Source organism: Nocardiopsis rhodophaea (assembly GCF_039530945.1).
Lineage (GTDB): Bacteria > Actinomycetota > Actinomycetes > Streptosporangiales > Streptosporangiaceae > Nocardiopsis_C > Nocardiopsis_C rhodophaea.
This window is the reverse complement of the sequence record NZ_BAAAPC010000030.1, coordinates 22637-39799: the sequence shown is the minus strand read 5'-3', so window position 1 is coordinate 39799 and position 17163 is coordinate 22637. Positions and strand designations below refer to the sequence as shown.

Sequence of the window (17163 nt, the reverse complement as noted above, 5' to 3'; positions counted from 1 at the left end):
TAACGTGAAGAAGAGGCACGACCCAGAGGCGACCGCGATCGCGCACCTGGCACGCGATGATCATACGGCCGCCCGACGGGCCGGACCTCTTCGGCACGCCGAGCGTGGGGCCGTTCGCCGACGTCGCACAGCGACGTCGGCCCGCATCGGTCGATGCTCCGCCCGTGCCCACGGCCCCACCGGTGCGCACTCCGTCCACGTCAACCGGTGGGGCCCCGCCAGGGCACCCGCGCGGATGCCGCCGCGCGAGCGCTCGCGCGGCCCACCGCCGCGCCGTATCCATCGGTTCCCCTTCACGGGGGGTGAGGGCCTACCATTGAGCTGATCCCGGCCGACCTGATCCGCACCGATCACCCGTCGGTCGACGCCGCGTATACCCAGGCGCCGATCCCTCCGGTGCCAGCCCTAAGGAGCCCACCGAACCCATGTCCGATCAGCGCGTCCTTCGACCCACGCCCATCAGCGGCTTCCCCGAGTGGTTGCCCGAGATCCGGTCCGTGGAGCAGCGCTGGCTGGACCATATCCGCGCCGGGTTCGAGCGCTACGGCTTCGCCTCGGTCGAGACGCCCTCGGTGGAGAACCTCGACGTGCTGATGGCCAAGGGCGAGACCTCCCAGGAGGTCTACACGCTGCAGCGGCTACAGGGCGACGATGACGACACCGCCGCCCGTCTCGGCCTGCACTTCGACCTCACGGTGCCCTTCGCGCGCTATGTCGCACAGCACTTCAACGAGCTGGTCTTTCCGTTCAAGCGCTATCAGATCCAGCGCGTGTGGCGCGGCGAGCGCCCCCAGGAGGGCCGCTACCGCGAGTTCACCCAGTGCGACATCGACGTCATCAACGTCGATAACGTGCCGCTGCACTTCGACGCCGAGCTGCCGCGCATCGTCCACGAGATCTTGTCCGGCCTGGACATCCCGTCCTGGACGATCAACATCAACAACCGCAAGGTCCTCCAGGGCTTCTACGAGGGCCTGGGCATCGACGACCCGCTCGCCGTCATCCGCGCCGTCGACAAGCTGCACAAGATCGGCGAGGAGGGCGTCCGCGCGATCCTGGCCGACACCGCCGAGGGGCATCCGGGGCTCACGGAGGAGCAGATCGCCGCCTGCCTGGAGCTCGCCCGCGTCAAGGGCGCCGACACCTCGGTCATCGACCAGGTGAAGAAGCTCGGCGTCACCTCCGAGCTGCTCGCCGAGGGGCTCGACGAGCTCGGCTTCGTCCTGGACTCGCTGTCCGACCTGCCGCGCGGCAGCGTCGTGGCCGACCTGTCCATCGCCCGCGGCCTCGACTACTACACCGGCACGGTCTACGAGGCCTCGTTCGACGACGACCCGGGCTACGGCAGCATCTGCGCGGGCGGCCGCTACGAGGACCTGGCCGGCCAGTTCATCAAGCGCAAGCTGCCGGGCGTGGGCATTTCCATCGGCCTGACCAGGATCTTCGCCAAGCTCGTCGCCGATGGGCGCATCACGGCCGGCCGCTGCTGCCCGACCGACGTCATGGTGGTCGTGCCCAGCGCCGAGCGCCGCGACGAATCCCTGCGCACCGCGGCCCTCCTGCGCGAGCGCGGGTTCAACACCGAGGTCTTCCACCAGGCCGCCAAGCTCGGCAAGCAGATCCAGTACGCGTCCAAGAAGGGCGTGCCCTTCGTCTGGTTCCCGCCGTTCGAGGAGGGCGGGAAGCACGAGGTGAAGGACCTCGGCACGGGCGAGCAGACCGAGGCCGACCCCACGACCTGGACGGCGAGACCCGCCTCGGCCTGACCCACCGTCGGGCGAGGCTCAGGGGCGGGCGCGGCAGCCGCTGCCGCGCCCGCCCCGTCACCGCCACTCCGCTCTCGACGACGGGTCCCTTGACGCGCGCCTGACGTGCCGCTGAACATGGGCCACACCCGACCCCTCGTGTCCAGCCGGTAACCGGAACTGGTCATGGCTACAGACAGGCGCCCCTCCGCATGGAACACTACGTACCAGTGCCCACGCCCGCGCCGGCGCGCCCCGCCAGCGCGCCCGAACGGCTCCGTGGAACGCGGTCGCCCAGTGAACGAGGCCATGTCAGACCCTCGCCATAATCTGCCCCTGTCCGCCGATGACTTCATCGGACGCGAACGCGACATCAGCGATCTCTGCCGTCTCCTCGGCAATTCGCGCCTGGTCTCCCTCACCGGCACCGGGGGCATCGGCAAGACCCGCCTCGCCGTCCACGTGGCCGACCGCCTGGTGTCGACATTCCCCGACGGCGCGTGGTTCGTCGATCTGAGTGAGAGCACCACGCACGACCAGGTCGTCCGCTCCCTGGCGCGCGTCCTGCAGATACGCGAGGGCCACGGGGACGAGACGGCCGACGCCCTCGTCACCTCGCTGCGGCCCCAGCGCGTGCTGCTCCTCCTCGACACCTGCGAACTCGCCGCGGCCGCCGTGGGCACGCTGTGCAAGCGGCTCCTGGCCGCCTGCCCGGGGGTGCGGATCCTGGCCACCAGCCGTCAGCCGCTGCGCGTCGCCGGGGAGAACATCTGGCGGGTGCCCCCGCTGTCCCTTCCCGCCCGCCCGGCGCCGGTCGCGGCGTCAGGAACCGCCCTGGTCCGCCTCCCGCACCGGGAGGCCCTCCGCTACGAGGCCGTGCAGCTGTTCGTCAACCGGGCCCACGCCGTCCGCCCCGGCTTCGAGATGACGCGGGAGAACTCCGAGCAGATCATCGACGTCTGCCGGATGCTCGACGGTGTCCCCCTCGCCATCGAACTGGCCGCCGCCCGGATCCGGATCCTGTCCGTCCAGCAGATCCTGCACCGCCTCGACGACCGGTTCCGGCTCCTCGCCACGGACGGACACGATCTCCCGGCTCGGCAGCGCAGCATGCGCGGCGCCCTCGAATGGAGCCACGACCTGCTGAACGAGGCCGAGCAGATCCTGCTCCGCCGACTCTCGGTGTTCTCCACCTGGAGCCTGGAGATGGCCGAGGAGGTCTGCTCGCACAGCGGCATAGCGCGCGAGGACGTCCTCGACCTCCACTGCTCCCTCGTCGACAAATCGCTGATCGTCATCGACAACGAGATCGACGGAACCGTCCACTACCGCCTCCCCGACACCGTGCGGGCGTACGCCGCCGAGCGGCTGGCCGAGGCCGGGGAGGAGAACGGGCTGTGGGAACGCTGCCTGCGCGAGTCGGTGTGCTGGCTGGAGAACATGGCCGCCGTGGTCGGCGGGTCGCTTCCGTGGGCCGACCGGCTGCGCTACCTCCGCCGCCTGGACCACCACCGGGAGAACGCCACGCGCCTGCTCGACTGGGTCAAACGCCAGGGCCGCACCGAGGAGGGCATCCGCCTCTGCCTGGCGCTGCGCCCGTACTGGTTCATCCGCGAACTCTTCACCGACGGCACCGCCCACCTCCAGCAGCTGCTCGCGACCGATCCGGAGCGACAGTCCCGTCCGGTGCGCGCCCGGGGCCTCGCGGTCTACGCGGAGCTGTGCCTGGACGTCGAGGGCGCCCAGGAGGCGGAGAACGCGGCCCGGGACGCCCTGGAACTGGCTCACGCGTGCGGCGACCCTACGGCACGGGCCATCTCCCTGTGCGCGCTGGCCACCATGGCGGCGCGCACCGGCGACAACCCCGCGGCCTACGACTACGGGCACCAGGCCCTGCGCGCCGCCAAGGAAATCGGCGACCCCTTCACCGAGGTGACGTCCCTGGACGTGCTCGCCCGGGTCGCCAAGCGCCGGGGTGAGAACGAGGCCGCCGAGCAGCTGCTCAACACCAGCATCTCGATCGGCGAGTCGATCGGCGACCAGTGGTGCGTGGCGCGGTCCCTGAACCGGCTGGGCGTGCTCTCCACGGAACGCGGCGACCTCGACGCCGCCACCCGCCAGCTCGACAAGGCGCTGCGGATCTTCACCGAGCTGGGGGTGGCCCCCGAGACCGCGCGGTGCACGGCCGCCGTGGGCTACCTCGAACTGGCCCGCCGCGACATCCCCGGGGCCCGCCGCCACTTCTCGGGCTGCCTGCGGATCAGCGTGGCCTCGGGCCGCCGCGGCGGGGTGGCGCGCGCCCTGGAGGCCCTGGCCGCGCTGGCGGTCGCCGAGGAACAGCCCGACCGCGCCGCCTCGCTCGCCGGGGTCGCCGCGGCCCTGCGCCAGCGGCTCGACCAGCCCTCGGACCACGCCGCTCGGCTGCTGGGCCAGGTCAAGGAGGTCCTGCCGCCCGAGGCCGCGGACAAGGCGTGGGAAGCGTGGCGGAACCTCCCCATCGAGCAGGTCGTCGAGAAGGCGCTGTCCTTTCCCACCGGCACGGCCACGTCCTGGGAGGCCCCGTCGTCCGCGCACCAGTCTGCTCCGTCGTCCGCGCAGCCGCCCGCCGCCGAACTCTCGTCGTCCCTGCTGTCCGAAGCGCCCTCCGCCCTCACACCCCGTGAACGGGAGATCGCCGCGCTGGTGGGCGACGGACTGACCAATCGACAGATCGCCGAACGGCTGATCATCAGTCAGGCGACCGTCGCGCGGCACATCGCCAACATTTTCCGCAAACTCCTCTTCACTTCCAGAACTCAGCTCGCGGAATGGGCGAGACGACACGGATTGGGTTCGTGATTCGGTTCGCCGAAGTTGGTCACGCCGGACATGTTCCTGCGTACACGCACAAGATTCCCGGTATCGCTTGCGTGGGCCAACGACACCTACTAAGACAGAAGCTCAGGGCAGCACGACGCTATCGTTGACGAGAAATCCCCGGCGCAATTCCGCCCGACCCTTGCGAACATCGACACCCCGCCCTTACCTCCAGGCAAGGTGAGAGCGGCCCCCGACCGCCTATCGCGTGAAGGCCATGGCACCTCAGACCGCGCCAGCGCGGCAGAACCTCCCACTGGACTCCGACAGTTTCATCGGCCGAGAGCGCGATCTCAGCGATCTGCTCCGGCTGCTGGACGCGGATCGTGTGGTCACACTGTGCGGCGTGAACGGCATTGGAAAGACCCGGCTGGCACTGCGCGTGGCCGCGCACGCCACTGGTTCCTTTCCCGATGGCGTGTGGCTGGTAGAACTCACCCAGGCCCGGGGCCGAGACGAGATCATCGCGCGCGTCGCCACCGCCGTCGGTGTCGCCGAAGAGGCCGGGCGCGATCTGGAGTACACCCTGCGCGATGCCCTCGCCCGGCGTCGGCTCCTGCTCGTCCTGGACGGCTGCGGTCCCGTTCTGGAACTGCTCGCCGATGTCTGCCACCGGATCCTGGCGGACTGCCCCACGGTGTCGCTGCTGATCACCGCCGAGGAGCCGGTCCGGCTCGAAGGCGAGGCCATCTGGCGGGTCCCGCCGCTCTCGCCGCCGCCCCGCGAGAAGGAGCGAGACCCGACCTCGTCGGAGGCCGTCCGGCTCTTCGTCGACCGTGCCAGAGCGGCGTCGCCGGGCTTTACCGCAGATGCCGACGACCTGCGGACCATCGCCGACATCTGCGGTGCGCTCGACAGCATTCCCTACTGCGTGGAGCTCGTTGCCGCGTGGGTGCGCAGGATTCCGCTGCCCGAGATCGCCCAGCAGCTCCGCGAGCGCGTCCAGGACCTGTACTCCCGGCACTCCGGCGCCGCCGACCGCGCCCGGCTGGTAATCGAGGTCATCCGGTGGAGCTACGAGCGGCTCGGCCGCCGCGAGAGGATCCTGCTGCGGCGCCTCTCGGTCTTCGCCGACTGGGATCTGGAACTGGCCGAGCGGGTCTGCCCGGACGGTCCGCTGCCCGAGGCCGAGATCCTCGACCTCTTATCGTCTCTGGCCAGCCGCGCGCTGATCACCCTCAACGGCGAGGCGCAGGGCCGGGTCCGCTACCGCCTGCCCAGCGCCGTGCGCCGCTTCATGGCCCACCGGCTGACCGAGGCGGGCGAGGAGGAGACGTTCCGGCTCCGCCATCGCGAACAGATGATGCTCATCGCCGAGGAGCTCAGCCGCACCGCCGTGCTCGGCCGCGCGATGCCGTGGGCGCAGCGCTACTCCTCCTGGACACGTGTCATCACCGAGTACGACAACCTGCGCGAGGCCCTGCACTGGTCGAGGGAGCGCGGGGACGCCGAGGAGGGGCTGCGGCTGTGCGTCGGGCTGTGCCCGTTCTGGGTGACCGGGTCCCACTTCATCGAGGGCGGCGTCTGGAACGACCGATTCCTGGAGATAGGCGGGGTCGCCGAGGCCCTGCGCGGCCGGGCCATGGTGCGCCGCGCCGAGCTCGCCCGGGCCGAGGGGGACCACCGCTACGCGTCGGAGATCGGCGAGGCGGGTCTGGCGCGGTGCCGCGTATCCGGGGACACCGAGTCGCTGATCATGGGGCAGAACCTGCTCGCCATGGTCGACGTCCGGGAGCACGCCTACGACCGGGCACGTGAGCGGCTCTCCGAGGTCCTGGAACTGGCGCGTAAGACCGGCGACCTGTGGAACGAGGCCGTTGCCCTGGGGACCCAGGGCATGCTCGCCACCCAGTGCGGCGACTTCGCCCGCGCCGACGTGCACTACAGCACCGCGATGATGATCCTGCGCGGCATGGACCACCGCTGGGGTGTCGGCGCCATGCTCGTCGGCCAGGGGATCGCCGCCGAGGCGCGCGGCGACCTGGCCGCGGCTGACCGCTGCTACCGGGAGTCACTGGACATCCAGCGCGACTTCGGCTCCGCCGCCGAGCTGTCGCGCTGCCTGGCGGGCGTGGGGCGCGTCGCGCACGCCCTCGGCGCCACCACCCAGGCCTTCGACTACCTCTCCGAGAGTCTGCTCCAGAGTCACACCGCCGGGCTGCGTCGCGGTGTCGCAGCCGCGCTCGCCTCTATCGCCCGCGTCGCCGCCAGCGAGGGCATGGTGGACGGCGCCTGTCGGCTTGGCGGCGCGGCCGCCGCGATCCGCGGCGAGACCGGTCCGGCTACCGCCACGCGCTCGTGGCCGCTGAAGGGCACGGCCTACGACGGTGATCCCGCTCCTTTGTCCGCCTGGTGGGACGAGGGATACGCGATGGATGTCGACGAGGCGGCCTCCCTCGCCCTGCACATCACCGAGACGGGACGCGTTCCCCGGCCGCGCCCCAGCCGTGTCGACCATGTCAAGGCGCCGGAGGAGACCCTGACCCGCCGCGAACACGAGATCGCCCGACTGGTCGGCGCGGGCAAGAGTAACCGCGCGATAGCCGAGGAACTGTTCATCACTCCCGCGACGGTGGCACGGCATATCGCCAACATCAACCGCAAGACGGGGTTTACGTCCCGAAAGCAGATCGCCGCATGGATCGACGACCATACGCTTTCTCAATAAACACACATTGACCTGCGTATTCATCGAGCATGCATAGCTGAGTACCAAAACTACATATGCAACTGCACTCGTGGATGCATGTGCAAAAGCGCGGGAAAACGCTAGGGTTCGGAGCCATGAGATCGCACTCCGCCGTGACCCGAACGGCGACCGGCACATGGGCGCCTCGCGCGCCCTGGAGCGTCGATCTCCAGGGAGCCGTGGAGGCGACCAGGGAGAACGGTTCCGCCAGCCGGCGCTGGTCCCCGTTCTTCGCTGGGGCGGTGGAGCGGTTCACGGCGGCCGCTCCCTCCTCCGCCTCCAGGGCATCGCTGAAGAACCGTGCGACCGCGGGTGCGCAGAGGGGAGGCACCCGCGGCACCGACAGGCACGGTGCTTCCGGGCTCGCCACGTGGAGGGGGCGTGACGAGCCCGGCCGGCGATCACCGCCACGGCGCGTCGGCGTCACCCGCCGCACCGGCCGCGCGCACCGGACCGGCCGCAGAGCATGCGTCGGATCGGCGGGCGGATGCGGGACGAACGCCGCGTCCCGGTCTGGTGTCCATTGCGAGAGCCGCCTCGACGTCGCGACCCCACGTCGCGTCGTCGGTGCGACCGGTCTCCTCGACAGGAGCGACCGCGGCGGCCGCGGTGGTTTCCCCGGCGGCGCCGATGTCAGGGGAAGTGTCAGCTGCGAAGGCAGTGTCGGCTTCGATGTGGGGGATGTATGAGGGTCGGCCGATTGACCGGACGCTCCGGCCTGGAATGGCCGTATCCAGCGGACGATGGTACCGGGCCCGTGGGTTCGCTCACCGGCGGCCTGGCCGACCGTCTGCGGCGCCGCGGGGGCCACGCGACGGTGACCTCCGCCCGCGACGGCCGGCCAATGGACACCCTGTCTTTCGCGGTGACCGTGGAACGGGCGGCCGCGGGGCTGAGCCGCAGGGGAATGTGTCCGGGCGACGTCGTGGGTGTGCTGGCCCCGGTCTCACCGGAACGCCACACCGCCGTCTACACGGTGATGGCCGTCGGCGGGATCGCGCTCCCACTGGAGCTCACATCTGACCTGGAGACCCTGATCGAGGTCCTCACCCGGACCGATGTCCGGCTACTCCTGGTGTCCGTCCCCTTCGCCGGGATCGCCCTGGAACTGGCCGACCGCTCCCGGGTGCGGCAGATCATCGCCTTCGGCGACGCTCCCGACACCACACCGTTCGGCGAGCTGCTCCTGCCCAGCCCCGACGGCAGTGGGTACGACCCCACGCGCGGCCTGTTCGACAACGGGATCCTCGCCTACCAGGGGACCGCCGACAACGTGCTCACCACCCTGCACAGCCATACCGACCTGCTGGGCACGTTCCGTCGGCTGTCCGCCGACCTCGCGCTGACTGCCGAGGACACGGTCGCCGTCGACCCGCACATGCCCGAACCCGTGCGGTCCGCGCTGGTCGCGGTCGCGTTGTGGAACGGGGCGTCCGTGGTCACAACGACGAGCGAGACCGAGGCCGACATCCGCGAGGACCTCAAGGCCTTCGACATCACCGTGCACGGCTCCCCGGTTCCCGCACGGGTGTGACCGGGGTGCGTTGACGGCGCGGCCTTCCGCGCCTCCGTCCGCCGACCCCCGGCCCCCGTCCGAGCCGGTCCGGGGGTCGGCTCGGACGTTCAGAGAGCCGACAGGGGCTCGTCGCGGTCCGGCAGATCGATCTCGAACCACGCCACGTGGGTGCTGTCGGTGCGGTATTCGCCGCTGCGCGACGTGCAGCTCTCGATGATCAGCTTGCCGCGGCCGTAGTCGCCGTGCCCTTCGCGGGTGGCGCCTTCGGCCGGGGCGGTGTCGCGCTTCTCTCCCTGGTCCGCGACGGCGACGCGGACGCGCTCGCTGTCGCGCCGGATGAACAGCGTCATCACCCCGCCGACCTGGCCGGAGCGCGAGTGCAGCAGCGCGTTGGTGGCCAGTTCGCTGGCGGCGAGCTCGGCGTCGTCGAGGAGGGGGACGGGGATGTTCGTCCCGGTCAGGAAGTCGCGCACCCGGGCGCGGATGGAACGGACAGCGGTCAGATTACCAACGCAGCTCCACACCGTGTGGTCGGTGGCCGGTTCGGCGAACTCGGTCGCCTCCAGCGTGGGCGCGTCGAAGGGGTCGGCAGCGGCGCACTCCTGGAGTCGCTGCGAATCGGTCATCCCCGTGTCACTCCCATCACCCGGCAGTAGCCGATGGCCTCACCTTAGACAACGGCGCACCATGACCAGGACAGCACACGGCGGCCCCGCGGATCTCGGATACCCCACAAAACATGGCCACGTGTCCCATCGCGATACGACAAAGGAAATCGTGGTCGGTTCACGAAATCACCTCTGACCAGCAATTACGGGGCAATCAGGGCGCCTGCTCGACCGTGCTCGACGGGGGCGGTCCGCGCCCGCGGCGGCACGGCGGATCCGCGACGACACGATCCGATGAATTCGCCCTCACCACCCCTAGAATGCAACGATAATCATTTCCACAAGGCATCCGCGCGACGGCGGTGCCCGCGCACGCGTGCTTCCGGCAGTCCGCCCTCCCACGGCCACGGCCGCCATAACAGGGACGGGCGGGACGGGATCCACCGCGAGCGCACGCCTGCCACCGGGACGCCGCCGGGGCCTTTGATCAACACCCCCATGCAGAAGGGACCACAGGTGAGAATCGCGTTCGCCGGCAAAGGCGGCAGCGGCAAGACCACGCTCTCCGCCCTGTTCACCCGCTACCTGGCCGCCACCGGACTCCCGGTCGTGGCGATCGACGCCGATATCAACCAGAACCTGGGCGCCGCACTCGGCGTCGAGGCCGACGCGCTCGCCCGCGTCCCCCCGCTGGGCGCGCATATCCGGGAGATCAAGGAACTGCTGCGCGGCGACAACCCGCGCATCGGGTCGGCCGACGAGATGGTCAAGACGACCCCGCCGGGCCGCGGCTCCCGGCTGCTGGACCTCTCCCCCGACAACCCGGTCCACCAGCGCTTCGGGCACCCGGCCGCGGGGGCGACCCTCATGGTCACCGGCCCGTTCGAGGAGGACGATCTGGGCGTCGCCTGCTACCACTCCAAGATCGGCGCCGCCGAGCTCTACCTCAACCACCTCGTCGACAGGGCCGGTGAGTACGTGGTGGTGGACATGACGGCCGGGGCGGACTCTTTCGCCTCGGGCCTGTTCACCCGGTTCGACGTGACGTTCCTGGTGGCCGAACCGACGGTGCGCGGCGTCGGGGTCTATCGCCAGTACGCCGACTACGCCCGCGACCACGGGGTCGCCATCAAGGTCGTCGGCAACAAGGTACGGGACGCCGAGGACGTGGAGTTCCTGCGCGAGCATGTCGGGGACGCGCTGGCCGCGTGCTTCGGCCAGTCGCGGTTCGTACGTGCCATGGAGAAGGGGCAGCACCCGCCGCTGGAGCGACTGGAGGAGGACAACGTCAAGACGCTCGCCTGGATGCGCGACACCGTCGATGCCACCCCCAAGGACTGGGTGGCGTTCACTCGGCAGGGCGTGGAATTCCACCTCCGCAACGCCCGCGCATGGGCCGGCAGGGCCACCGGTGCCGACCTGGAGGCGCAGGTCGATCCGGAGTTCGTCATGGGACCGGAGAAGCAAGCGATCGCTTGATAAAGGACAAATCGCCATAAATTAACCTTAAACAACAAGGTTTCGCTACCTACCGAGATCGATTCCGTTACGCCGCCGGGGCCCTGAACCGCGCATTCGGGGCTCCGGCGCACGCATTTCCGCGGTCCGCAACGACCCCGCGCGTCGAGCTGCCCAGACACGCAACACCGCTGCTCACCTTCGCTTCCGAGTACGAAACCGACACATCAGGACAGATCACAATCGGACACAGTTCGCACTCATCGTAATCACATAAACACGGTTTGACGTAAGTATCAGCGCTAGTGACCATCGGTGAGTCCGGTGCGAGCCGTGCTCACTGTGGTCTGTGCTCACTGTGACCTGCGTTCACCTTCGAATGCTGTTCGCTGTGGCCCCGCTCGCCGTGATCCGTGCCCGCACCTGTCGCCCACACGGGCTGTCCCCCCGTCACCCGGTTGGCTCGCGCGCGGGCCCGCCGCATGGTGCCGTGCCCACGCTTCTGTCCCCGTTCGAACGAGGTCTCCAGTGCCGTCTCAGCCCCTGCCCGACCACCGCGCCCAGCAGACCCCCGCCCAGCGGTCCAACGACCCGCGCACGGCCGCCGCACCCAGCCGCCGCACCGTCCTGATGGCCGGTGCCGCCGGCGCCGCGGTGCTCCCCGCGCTCTCGGCCTGCGGCGGCGGTGACGCGTCGGGCGGAACCGAAGGCGGGCGGCTCCGGGTCGGCGTCGCTGGCGGCTCCGCCAAGGACACCCTCGACGCGCACAAGGCCACGGACAACACCGACATCGCACGGGTCTACAACCTCTACGACGGCCTGTGCGGCTTCAACCCCGACTACTCGATCGAGATGGTGCTCGCCGAGTCGGTCGAGCCGAACGATGACGCCACCCTGTGGACCGTCAAGCTCAAGAAGGGGCTGAAGTTCCACGACGGCTCCGCTGTCACCGCTGACGCGGTCATCTTCACGCTCAAGCGCATCACCGACCCCGACGACCCGGGCAGCACCGCCGAGCAGTTCGCCACGCTCGACCGCGACGGCATGAAGAAGGTCGACGACCTCACCGTCGAGCTGCCGTTCACCGCCCCCTACGTCAACCTGCTCGAAGTCTTCGCCGAGTACGGCGTGGGGATCGTCCCGGAGGGCTACGACCCGAAGAAGCCCGTCGGCGCCGGCCCCTTCAAGTTCACGGAGTTCACCCCCGGCGAGCGCAGCCTGTTCACGAAGCACGAGGAGTACTGGCGCGAGGGCGAGCCGCACATCGACGAGCTGGAGATCCTCAACTTCCCCGACGAGACCGCGCGGGTCAACGCGCTGGTCGGCGGGCAGGTCGACGCGATCAGCCAGCTGCCGCACAGCCAGATCGAGGTCGTCAAGGCCGACGGCAACCTGGAGATCCTCGACTCCGAGACCGGCATGTGGCTCCCCTTCACCATGCGCGTCGACAAGAAGCCCTTCGACGACGAGCGCGTCCGCCAGGCCTTCCGCCTCATCGTGGACCGCGAGCAGATGGTCAAGCAGGCCCTGTCCGGCTACGGCAGCGTCGGCAACGACATGTACAGCCGCTTCGACCCCGCCTACAACGACGACCTGCCCCAGCGCGAGCAGGACATCTCCAAGGCCAAGAAGCTACTCGCCGACGCCGGCTACGAAGACGGCCTGGAGGTCGAGCTGGTCACCGGCGAGATCAGCCCCGGCGCCGTGGGCGCGGCCCAGGTCTTCAAGGAGCAGGCCAAGAAGGCCGGCGTGACGGTCAACCTCAAGCAGCTCACCTCCACCGAGTTCTACGGCGACAACTACCTGAAGTGGACCTTCGCCCAGGACTACTGGAGCAGCCGCAACTACCTCGCCCAGGCCGCCCAGGGCTCCATGCCCGACGCCGCCTACAACGAGACCCACTGGGACGACGAGGAGTGGATCGAGCTCATCAACAAGGCGCGGTCGACCGTCGACGACGATGAGCGCAACAAGATCCTCAAGAAGGCCATGAAGATCGAGTACGAGCGCGGCGGCTACATCGTCTGGGGTTTCGTCAACACCGTCGACGGCTTCCACAAGAAGGTCAAGGGTCTGAAGGCCTCCGTCACCGGCCACCCGCTGACGTCCTACGGGTTCCGCCGGGTCCGGATCGAAGAGTGACAGCGACTCCGATCCCCACCCGAACTCCGCCAGAGGGTAAACAACCATGACACGCCTGATCCTGCACCGCCTCTTCTACGGGTTACTGACCCTCTTCGTGGTCTCGCTCGTGGTCTTCCTGGCGACGCAGGCGCTGCCCGGCGATGCCGCTCAGGCCATGCTCGGCCGTGAGGCCACCCCCGAGCGGCTCGCCGCGCTGCGCGAACAGCTCCACCTGAACGAACCGCTGGCCGTGCAGTACGGCAGCTGGATCGCCGGAATCTTCACCTTCGACCTCGGGACGTCGTACGCGGCCAACATGCCGGTCGTGGAGCACCTGGCGCCGCGCGTCACCGCCAGCCTGTCGCTGATGGCGATCGCGGCCCTGGTCGCCACTCCGATCGCGCTGCTGCTGGGCGCCTACAGCGCGATGCGTCGCGATCGCGCCATGGACCACGGCACGTCGATGGTCACGCTGATCCTGGCCGCGATCCCCGAGTTCGCGGTCGGCATCCTGCTGATCCTCGCGTTCGCGACGGGCGCCCTGCAGCTGTTCCCGGCCGTCTATGCCGGGCGCGCCGACAACGTGCTCAACGACCCGAGCCAGCTCGTGCTCCCGGTGGCCACCCTGGTCATCGCGGTCAGCCCGCCGATCATCCGGATGATGCGCGCCTCGATGATCGAGGTGCTGGAGAGCGAGTACGTGCAGCAGGCCCGGCTGAAGGGCCTGCCCGAGCGCACGGTGATCCTGCGCCACGCGGGCCCCAACGCGATCGGCCCGGTCGCCCAGGTCATCGCGCTCCAGCTGGGCTGGCTGGCCGGTGGCGTGGTCGCCATCGAATACCTCTTCCGCTTCCCGGGCATCGGGTTGGCGCTGATGGACGCGATCGACACCCGCGATATCCCGGTCATCCAGGCCGTGGCGCTGCTGATCGCCGTGGTCTACATCGTGGTCAACCTGCTCGCCGACGTCGTGGGCCTGGCCGCTAACCCGAAGGTGAGGGTGTCGTCCCGATGAGCACAGCTACACCTCCCTCCACCGCACCGTCCCCGGCGGCCGGTTCCGCGAAGGTCTCCCCGAAGGGCACCGCGCCCGCGTCCTCCCCCGCCAAGCGCCCCGGCCTGATCCGGACCGCGTGGGGCCACGGACGCACGAAGATCGGTGTCGTCCTGGCCGGACTCGTCGTCCTGATCGCACTGGTCGGCCCCCTGGTCAGCCCGTTCAGTCCCACCGAGTTCATCGGCACGCCCAACTCCACCGACGTGGACGGGTCGCTGTTCGGTACCGACCAGTTCGGGCGCGACGTCTTCACCCGCTTCCTGCACGGCGGCTACACGCTGATCTCCATCGCCGTCACCTCGGCGCTCGCCGGGGTGCTGCTGGGCGCGGTCCTCGGCATCGTGGCCGGCTACCTGCGCGGGAAGACCGACGAGGTCATCATGCGGGCCAACGACATGATGCTGGCCTTCCCGCAGCTGGTCCTCGCCCTGCTGGTGATGTCGATCATCGGCCCCAAGGTCTGGCTGATCATGGTGCTCATCGCCGTCTCCCACGCCTCCCGCGTCGCGCGGGTCGCCCGGGAGGCGACGCGGAAGGTGGTCGAGCAGGACTTCGTCAAGGCCGCCGAGGCCATCGGTGTCCCCCGGGCGCGCATCATGGCCGCCGAGATCCTGCCCAATATCACCAGCCCGCTGCTGGTCGAGCTGGGCCTGCGGATCACCTACTCGGTCGGCCTCATCGCCACCCTCAGCTTCCTCGGCATGGGCCTTCAGCCGCCCACCGCCGACTGGGGCCTGATGATCAACGAGAACCGGGTCGCCATCACGGTCCAGCCGTGGGCGGTGGCCCTGCCGGTGGCCGCTGTCGCGATCCTCACCATCGGCGCGAACCTCATCACCGACGGACTCTCCCGGGCGTCCATCGGCATCGACCGAGGGGTGGAGAAATGACCGCCGCACACACCGAACCGACCGACGCGACCAGCCGACAGAACGCCGGCCCGACCAGCGCCGACGTCGCGCTCGACGTCACGGGCGTGACCGTCATCGGGCGCCCCTCCGACGTTGAGATCATCTCCGACATCACCCTGCGGGTGAACCGGGGCGAGATCCTCGGCCTGGTCGGCGAGTCCGGCTCCGGCAAGACCACGCTCGGCCTGGCCCTCCTGGCCCACTGCAAGCGCGCCACCGAGGTGGTCCATGGGGATATCACGGTCTCCGGCACCTCCCTGGTCGGCCGCACCCCGGCGGAGATCCAGCGGCTGCGGGGGCGCAAGGTCGCCTACATCCCGCAGTCCCCCGCCTCAGCGCTCAACCCCGCGCTGCGGCTGCGCACCCAGCTGTTGGAGGCGCTGCACAACTGGGACGACGCCGCAACCCCCGCCCCGGACCGGGTCCGCGAAGTGCTGCGCGAGGTCGCGCTGCCCGACGACGACGCGTTCCTGGCCCGCTACCCGCACCAGCTCTCGGGCGGGCAGCAGCAGCGAGTGGCCATCGCCATGGCGTTCGTCGGCCGCCCCGACCTCATCGTTCTCGACGAGCCGACAACGGGCCTGGACGTCACCACCCAGTCGCACGTAGTGGAGACGATCCGGCAGATGACACGCGAGTACGGCACGGCCGGGGTCTACATCAGCCACGACATGGCGGTCGTGGCCGAGCTCGCCGACGACATCGCGGTGATGTACCAGGGCGATGTCGTGGAGCGGGGCAGGGCGGCCGAGGTCTTCGCCCACCCGCGGCACCCCTACACCCGCAGACTGCTGAGCGCTGTTCCCCGGATGAAGACGGACGGGCACGACGCGGCGGCGCCGGACGCGTGGTCCGACGCTCCGCTGCTGCACGTGCGCAATCTGCGGGCCAGCTACGGCAAGACCGTGGTCCTGGAAGGTATCGACCTCGACGTCTATCGCGGCCAGTGTGTGGCCTTGCTCGGCGAATCGGGTTCGGGCAAGACGACGCTCTCGCGCGCCATCGCCGGTCTGCACCACCAGTTCACCGGCAATGTGACGTTCGACGGCGACGACCTCGTGCCGAGCAGCTACCGCCGCACCCCCGAGCAGCGGCGGCGGGTGCAGTACATCTTCCAGAACCCCTATGAGGCGCTGAACCCGCGCAAGCGGGTGCGGGAGCTGATCCTGGCCCCCGTCGCGCACCTGCAGGGGAAGGTCGCCGACCCCGACGCCGTGGTGGCCGAGGCCCTGGAGCGCGCCGCACTCCCGGCGGCCTACGGCGACCGGTTCCCCGAGCAGCTGAGTGGCGGTGAGCGGCAGCGGGTGTCGATCGCCCGCGCGATCGCGACCAAGCCCGACATGCTCGTCTGCGACGAGATCACCTCGGCGCTGGACGTCTCAGTGCAGGCGGAAATCGTGACGCTGCTGCGCGGGCTGCAGGACGAGGGGCTGTCGCTCCTGTTCGTCACGCACGACATCGCGCTGGTCTCCAACATCGCGCAGCAGGTGGCGGTGTTGAACCGGGGCCGGATCGTGGAGTACGGGCCGGTGGGCGAGGTCGTGTCCGACCCGCAGCACGAGTACACCCAGGCGCTGATCGCGGACACCCCGGTCTTCAGCGACACCGCGCTCGCGTCCTGAGGCCCCACCCCGGCCACCCCACTTCGCGTTGATCTCCGCGATATCGACCGAATACTCGCCGGTACAAGGTCGATATCGCCGAGATCAACGGGGGGCCGGGGTGGCGCCGCCGCTCTGGCGGCGGGACATGAAGTCGAAGACCGCGCCCTTCTCCAGCTTCAGGAAGCAGGGGTTGGCGTAGGTCTCCTCGTAGGTTTCGGCGCCCCAGGAGTACGCCGTGACGGGACTGAAAACGAGGGGGCACAGCGCCGGCCTGTCGATGGCGGCGATGGAGCCGGCGCGGTCGATCTCGGCGCAGGCGCCGTCCGCCTCGGGGTGGGTGCCGCCGGCCGGGTCGCAGGTCAGCAGCGCCGTGTCGGCGTTACCCCAGGTGAGCGGGAACAGCGGGTCTCCCGGCTCTCCGGGGACGATCGCGAGGCTGTAGACCTCCGCGACCGCGTCCTGCTCGTCCTCCGCGAGAGCGGCGTGGGCCGGTGCGGACGTGAGGGGCGCCGTGACCACGACGGTGCCGATGACCGCACCGAGAGTGCGCCGGATCCTCATGGGTTGACTCCCCATTTCCCTATTCCTTTTTCCC

11 protein-coding genes are annotated in these 17163 nt (G+C 69.8%); 9 read left to right on the top strand and 2 right to left on the bottom strand.

The annotated features are described in order from the left end of the window. The first annotated feature begins 425 nt into the window (after window positions 1–425). The 4 genes from hisS to ABD259_RS24290 all read left to right on the top strand — a co-directional run bounded on the left by hisS (window position 426) and on the right by ABD259_RS24290 (window position 8824). On the top strand, window positions 426–1766 hold the full coding sequence (hisS, locus tag ABD259_RS24305; protein WP_344165497.1) for a histidine--tRNA ligase: 1341 nt from the start codon (window positions 426–428) through the stop codon (window positions 1764–1766). 288 nt (window positions 1767–2054) lie between these two features. Next, window positions 2055–4583, top strand: coding sequence for an ATP-binding protein (locus ABD259_RS24300; RefSeq protein ID WP_344100972.1), 2529 nt, complete (start codon window positions 2055–2057; stop codon window positions 4581–4583). Between the two features lie 235 nt (window positions 4584–4818). Then, complete coding sequence (locus ABD259_RS24295) at window positions 4819–7269, top strand: helix-turn-helix transcriptional regulator (protein WP_344100975.1); 2451 nt, start codon at window positions 4819–4821, stop codon at window positions 7267–7269. Window positions 7270–8047: 778 nt separating this feature from the next. After that, on the top strand, window positions 8048–8824 hold the full coding sequence (locus ABD259_RS24290; RefSeq protein ID WP_425573571.1) for an AMP-binding protein: 777 nt from the start codon (window positions 8048–8050) through the stop codon (window positions 8822–8824). Between the two features lie 89 nt (window positions 8825–8913). Here the strand turns inward: ABD259_RS24290 and ABD259_RS24285 are convergent, their stop codons facing one another. Beyond that, the gene (locus ABD259_RS24285) at window positions 8914–9432 is read right to left on the bottom strand and encodes an ATP-binding protein (RefSeq protein WP_344100979.1); all 519 of its coding nucleotides are present in this window, start codon (window positions 9430–9432) and stop codon (window positions 8914–8916) included. 498 nt (window positions 9433–9930) lie between these two features. On the opposite strand from ABD259_RS24285, the gene ABD259_RS24280 reads away from it, so the two are divergent. The 5 genes from ABD259_RS24280 to ABD259_RS24260 all read left to right on the top strand — a co-directional run bounded on the left by ABD259_RS24280 (window position 9931) and on the right by ABD259_RS24260 (window position 16586). After that, window positions 9931–10893 carry an ATP-binding protein gene (locus tag ABD259_RS24280; RefSeq protein ID WP_344100982.1) on the top strand — a complete coding sequence of 321 codons (963 nt, stop codon included), beginning with the start codon at window positions 9931–9933 and terminating at the stop codon, window positions 10891–10893. 507 nt (window positions 10894–11400) lie between these two features. After that, window positions 11401–13014, top strand: a complete 1614-nt coding sequence (locus ABD259_RS24275) for an ABC transporter substrate-binding protein (protein ID WP_425573570.1) — start codon at window positions 11401–11403, stop codon at window positions 13012–13014. Window positions 13015–13060: 46 nt separating this feature from the next. Beyond that, the gene (locus ABD259_RS24270; RefSeq protein ID WP_344100984.1) at window positions 13061–14011 is read left to right on the top strand and encodes an ABC transporter permease; all 951 of its coding nucleotides are present in this window, start codon (window positions 13061–13063) and stop codon (window positions 14009–14011) included. Beyond that, entirely contained in the window at window positions 14008–14943 is a 936-nt protein-coding gene (locus tag ABD259_RS24265) for an ABC transporter permease (protein WP_344100986.1), read from the top strand. The genes ABD259_RS24270 and ABD259_RS24265 overlap by 4 nt, the downstream gene beginning before the upstream one ends. Continuing rightward, the gene (locus ABD259_RS24260; RefSeq protein ID WP_344100988.1) at window positions 14940–16586 is read left to right on the top strand and encodes an ABC transporter ATP-binding protein; all 1647 of its coding nucleotides are present in this window, start codon (window positions 14940–14942) and stop codon (window positions 16584–16586) included. The genes ABD259_RS24265 and ABD259_RS24260 overlap by 4 nt, the downstream gene beginning before the upstream one ends. Window positions 16587–16670: 84 nt before the next feature. Here the strand turns inward: ABD259_RS24260 and ABD259_RS24255 are convergent, their stop codons facing one another. Continuing rightward, a complete protein-coding gene (locus tag ABD259_RS24255; RefSeq protein ID WP_344100990.1) occupies window positions 16671–17129 on the bottom strand; it encodes an SSI family serine proteinase inhibitor in 459 nt (152 codons plus the stop codon). Window positions 17130–17163: the final 34 nt, after the last annotated feature.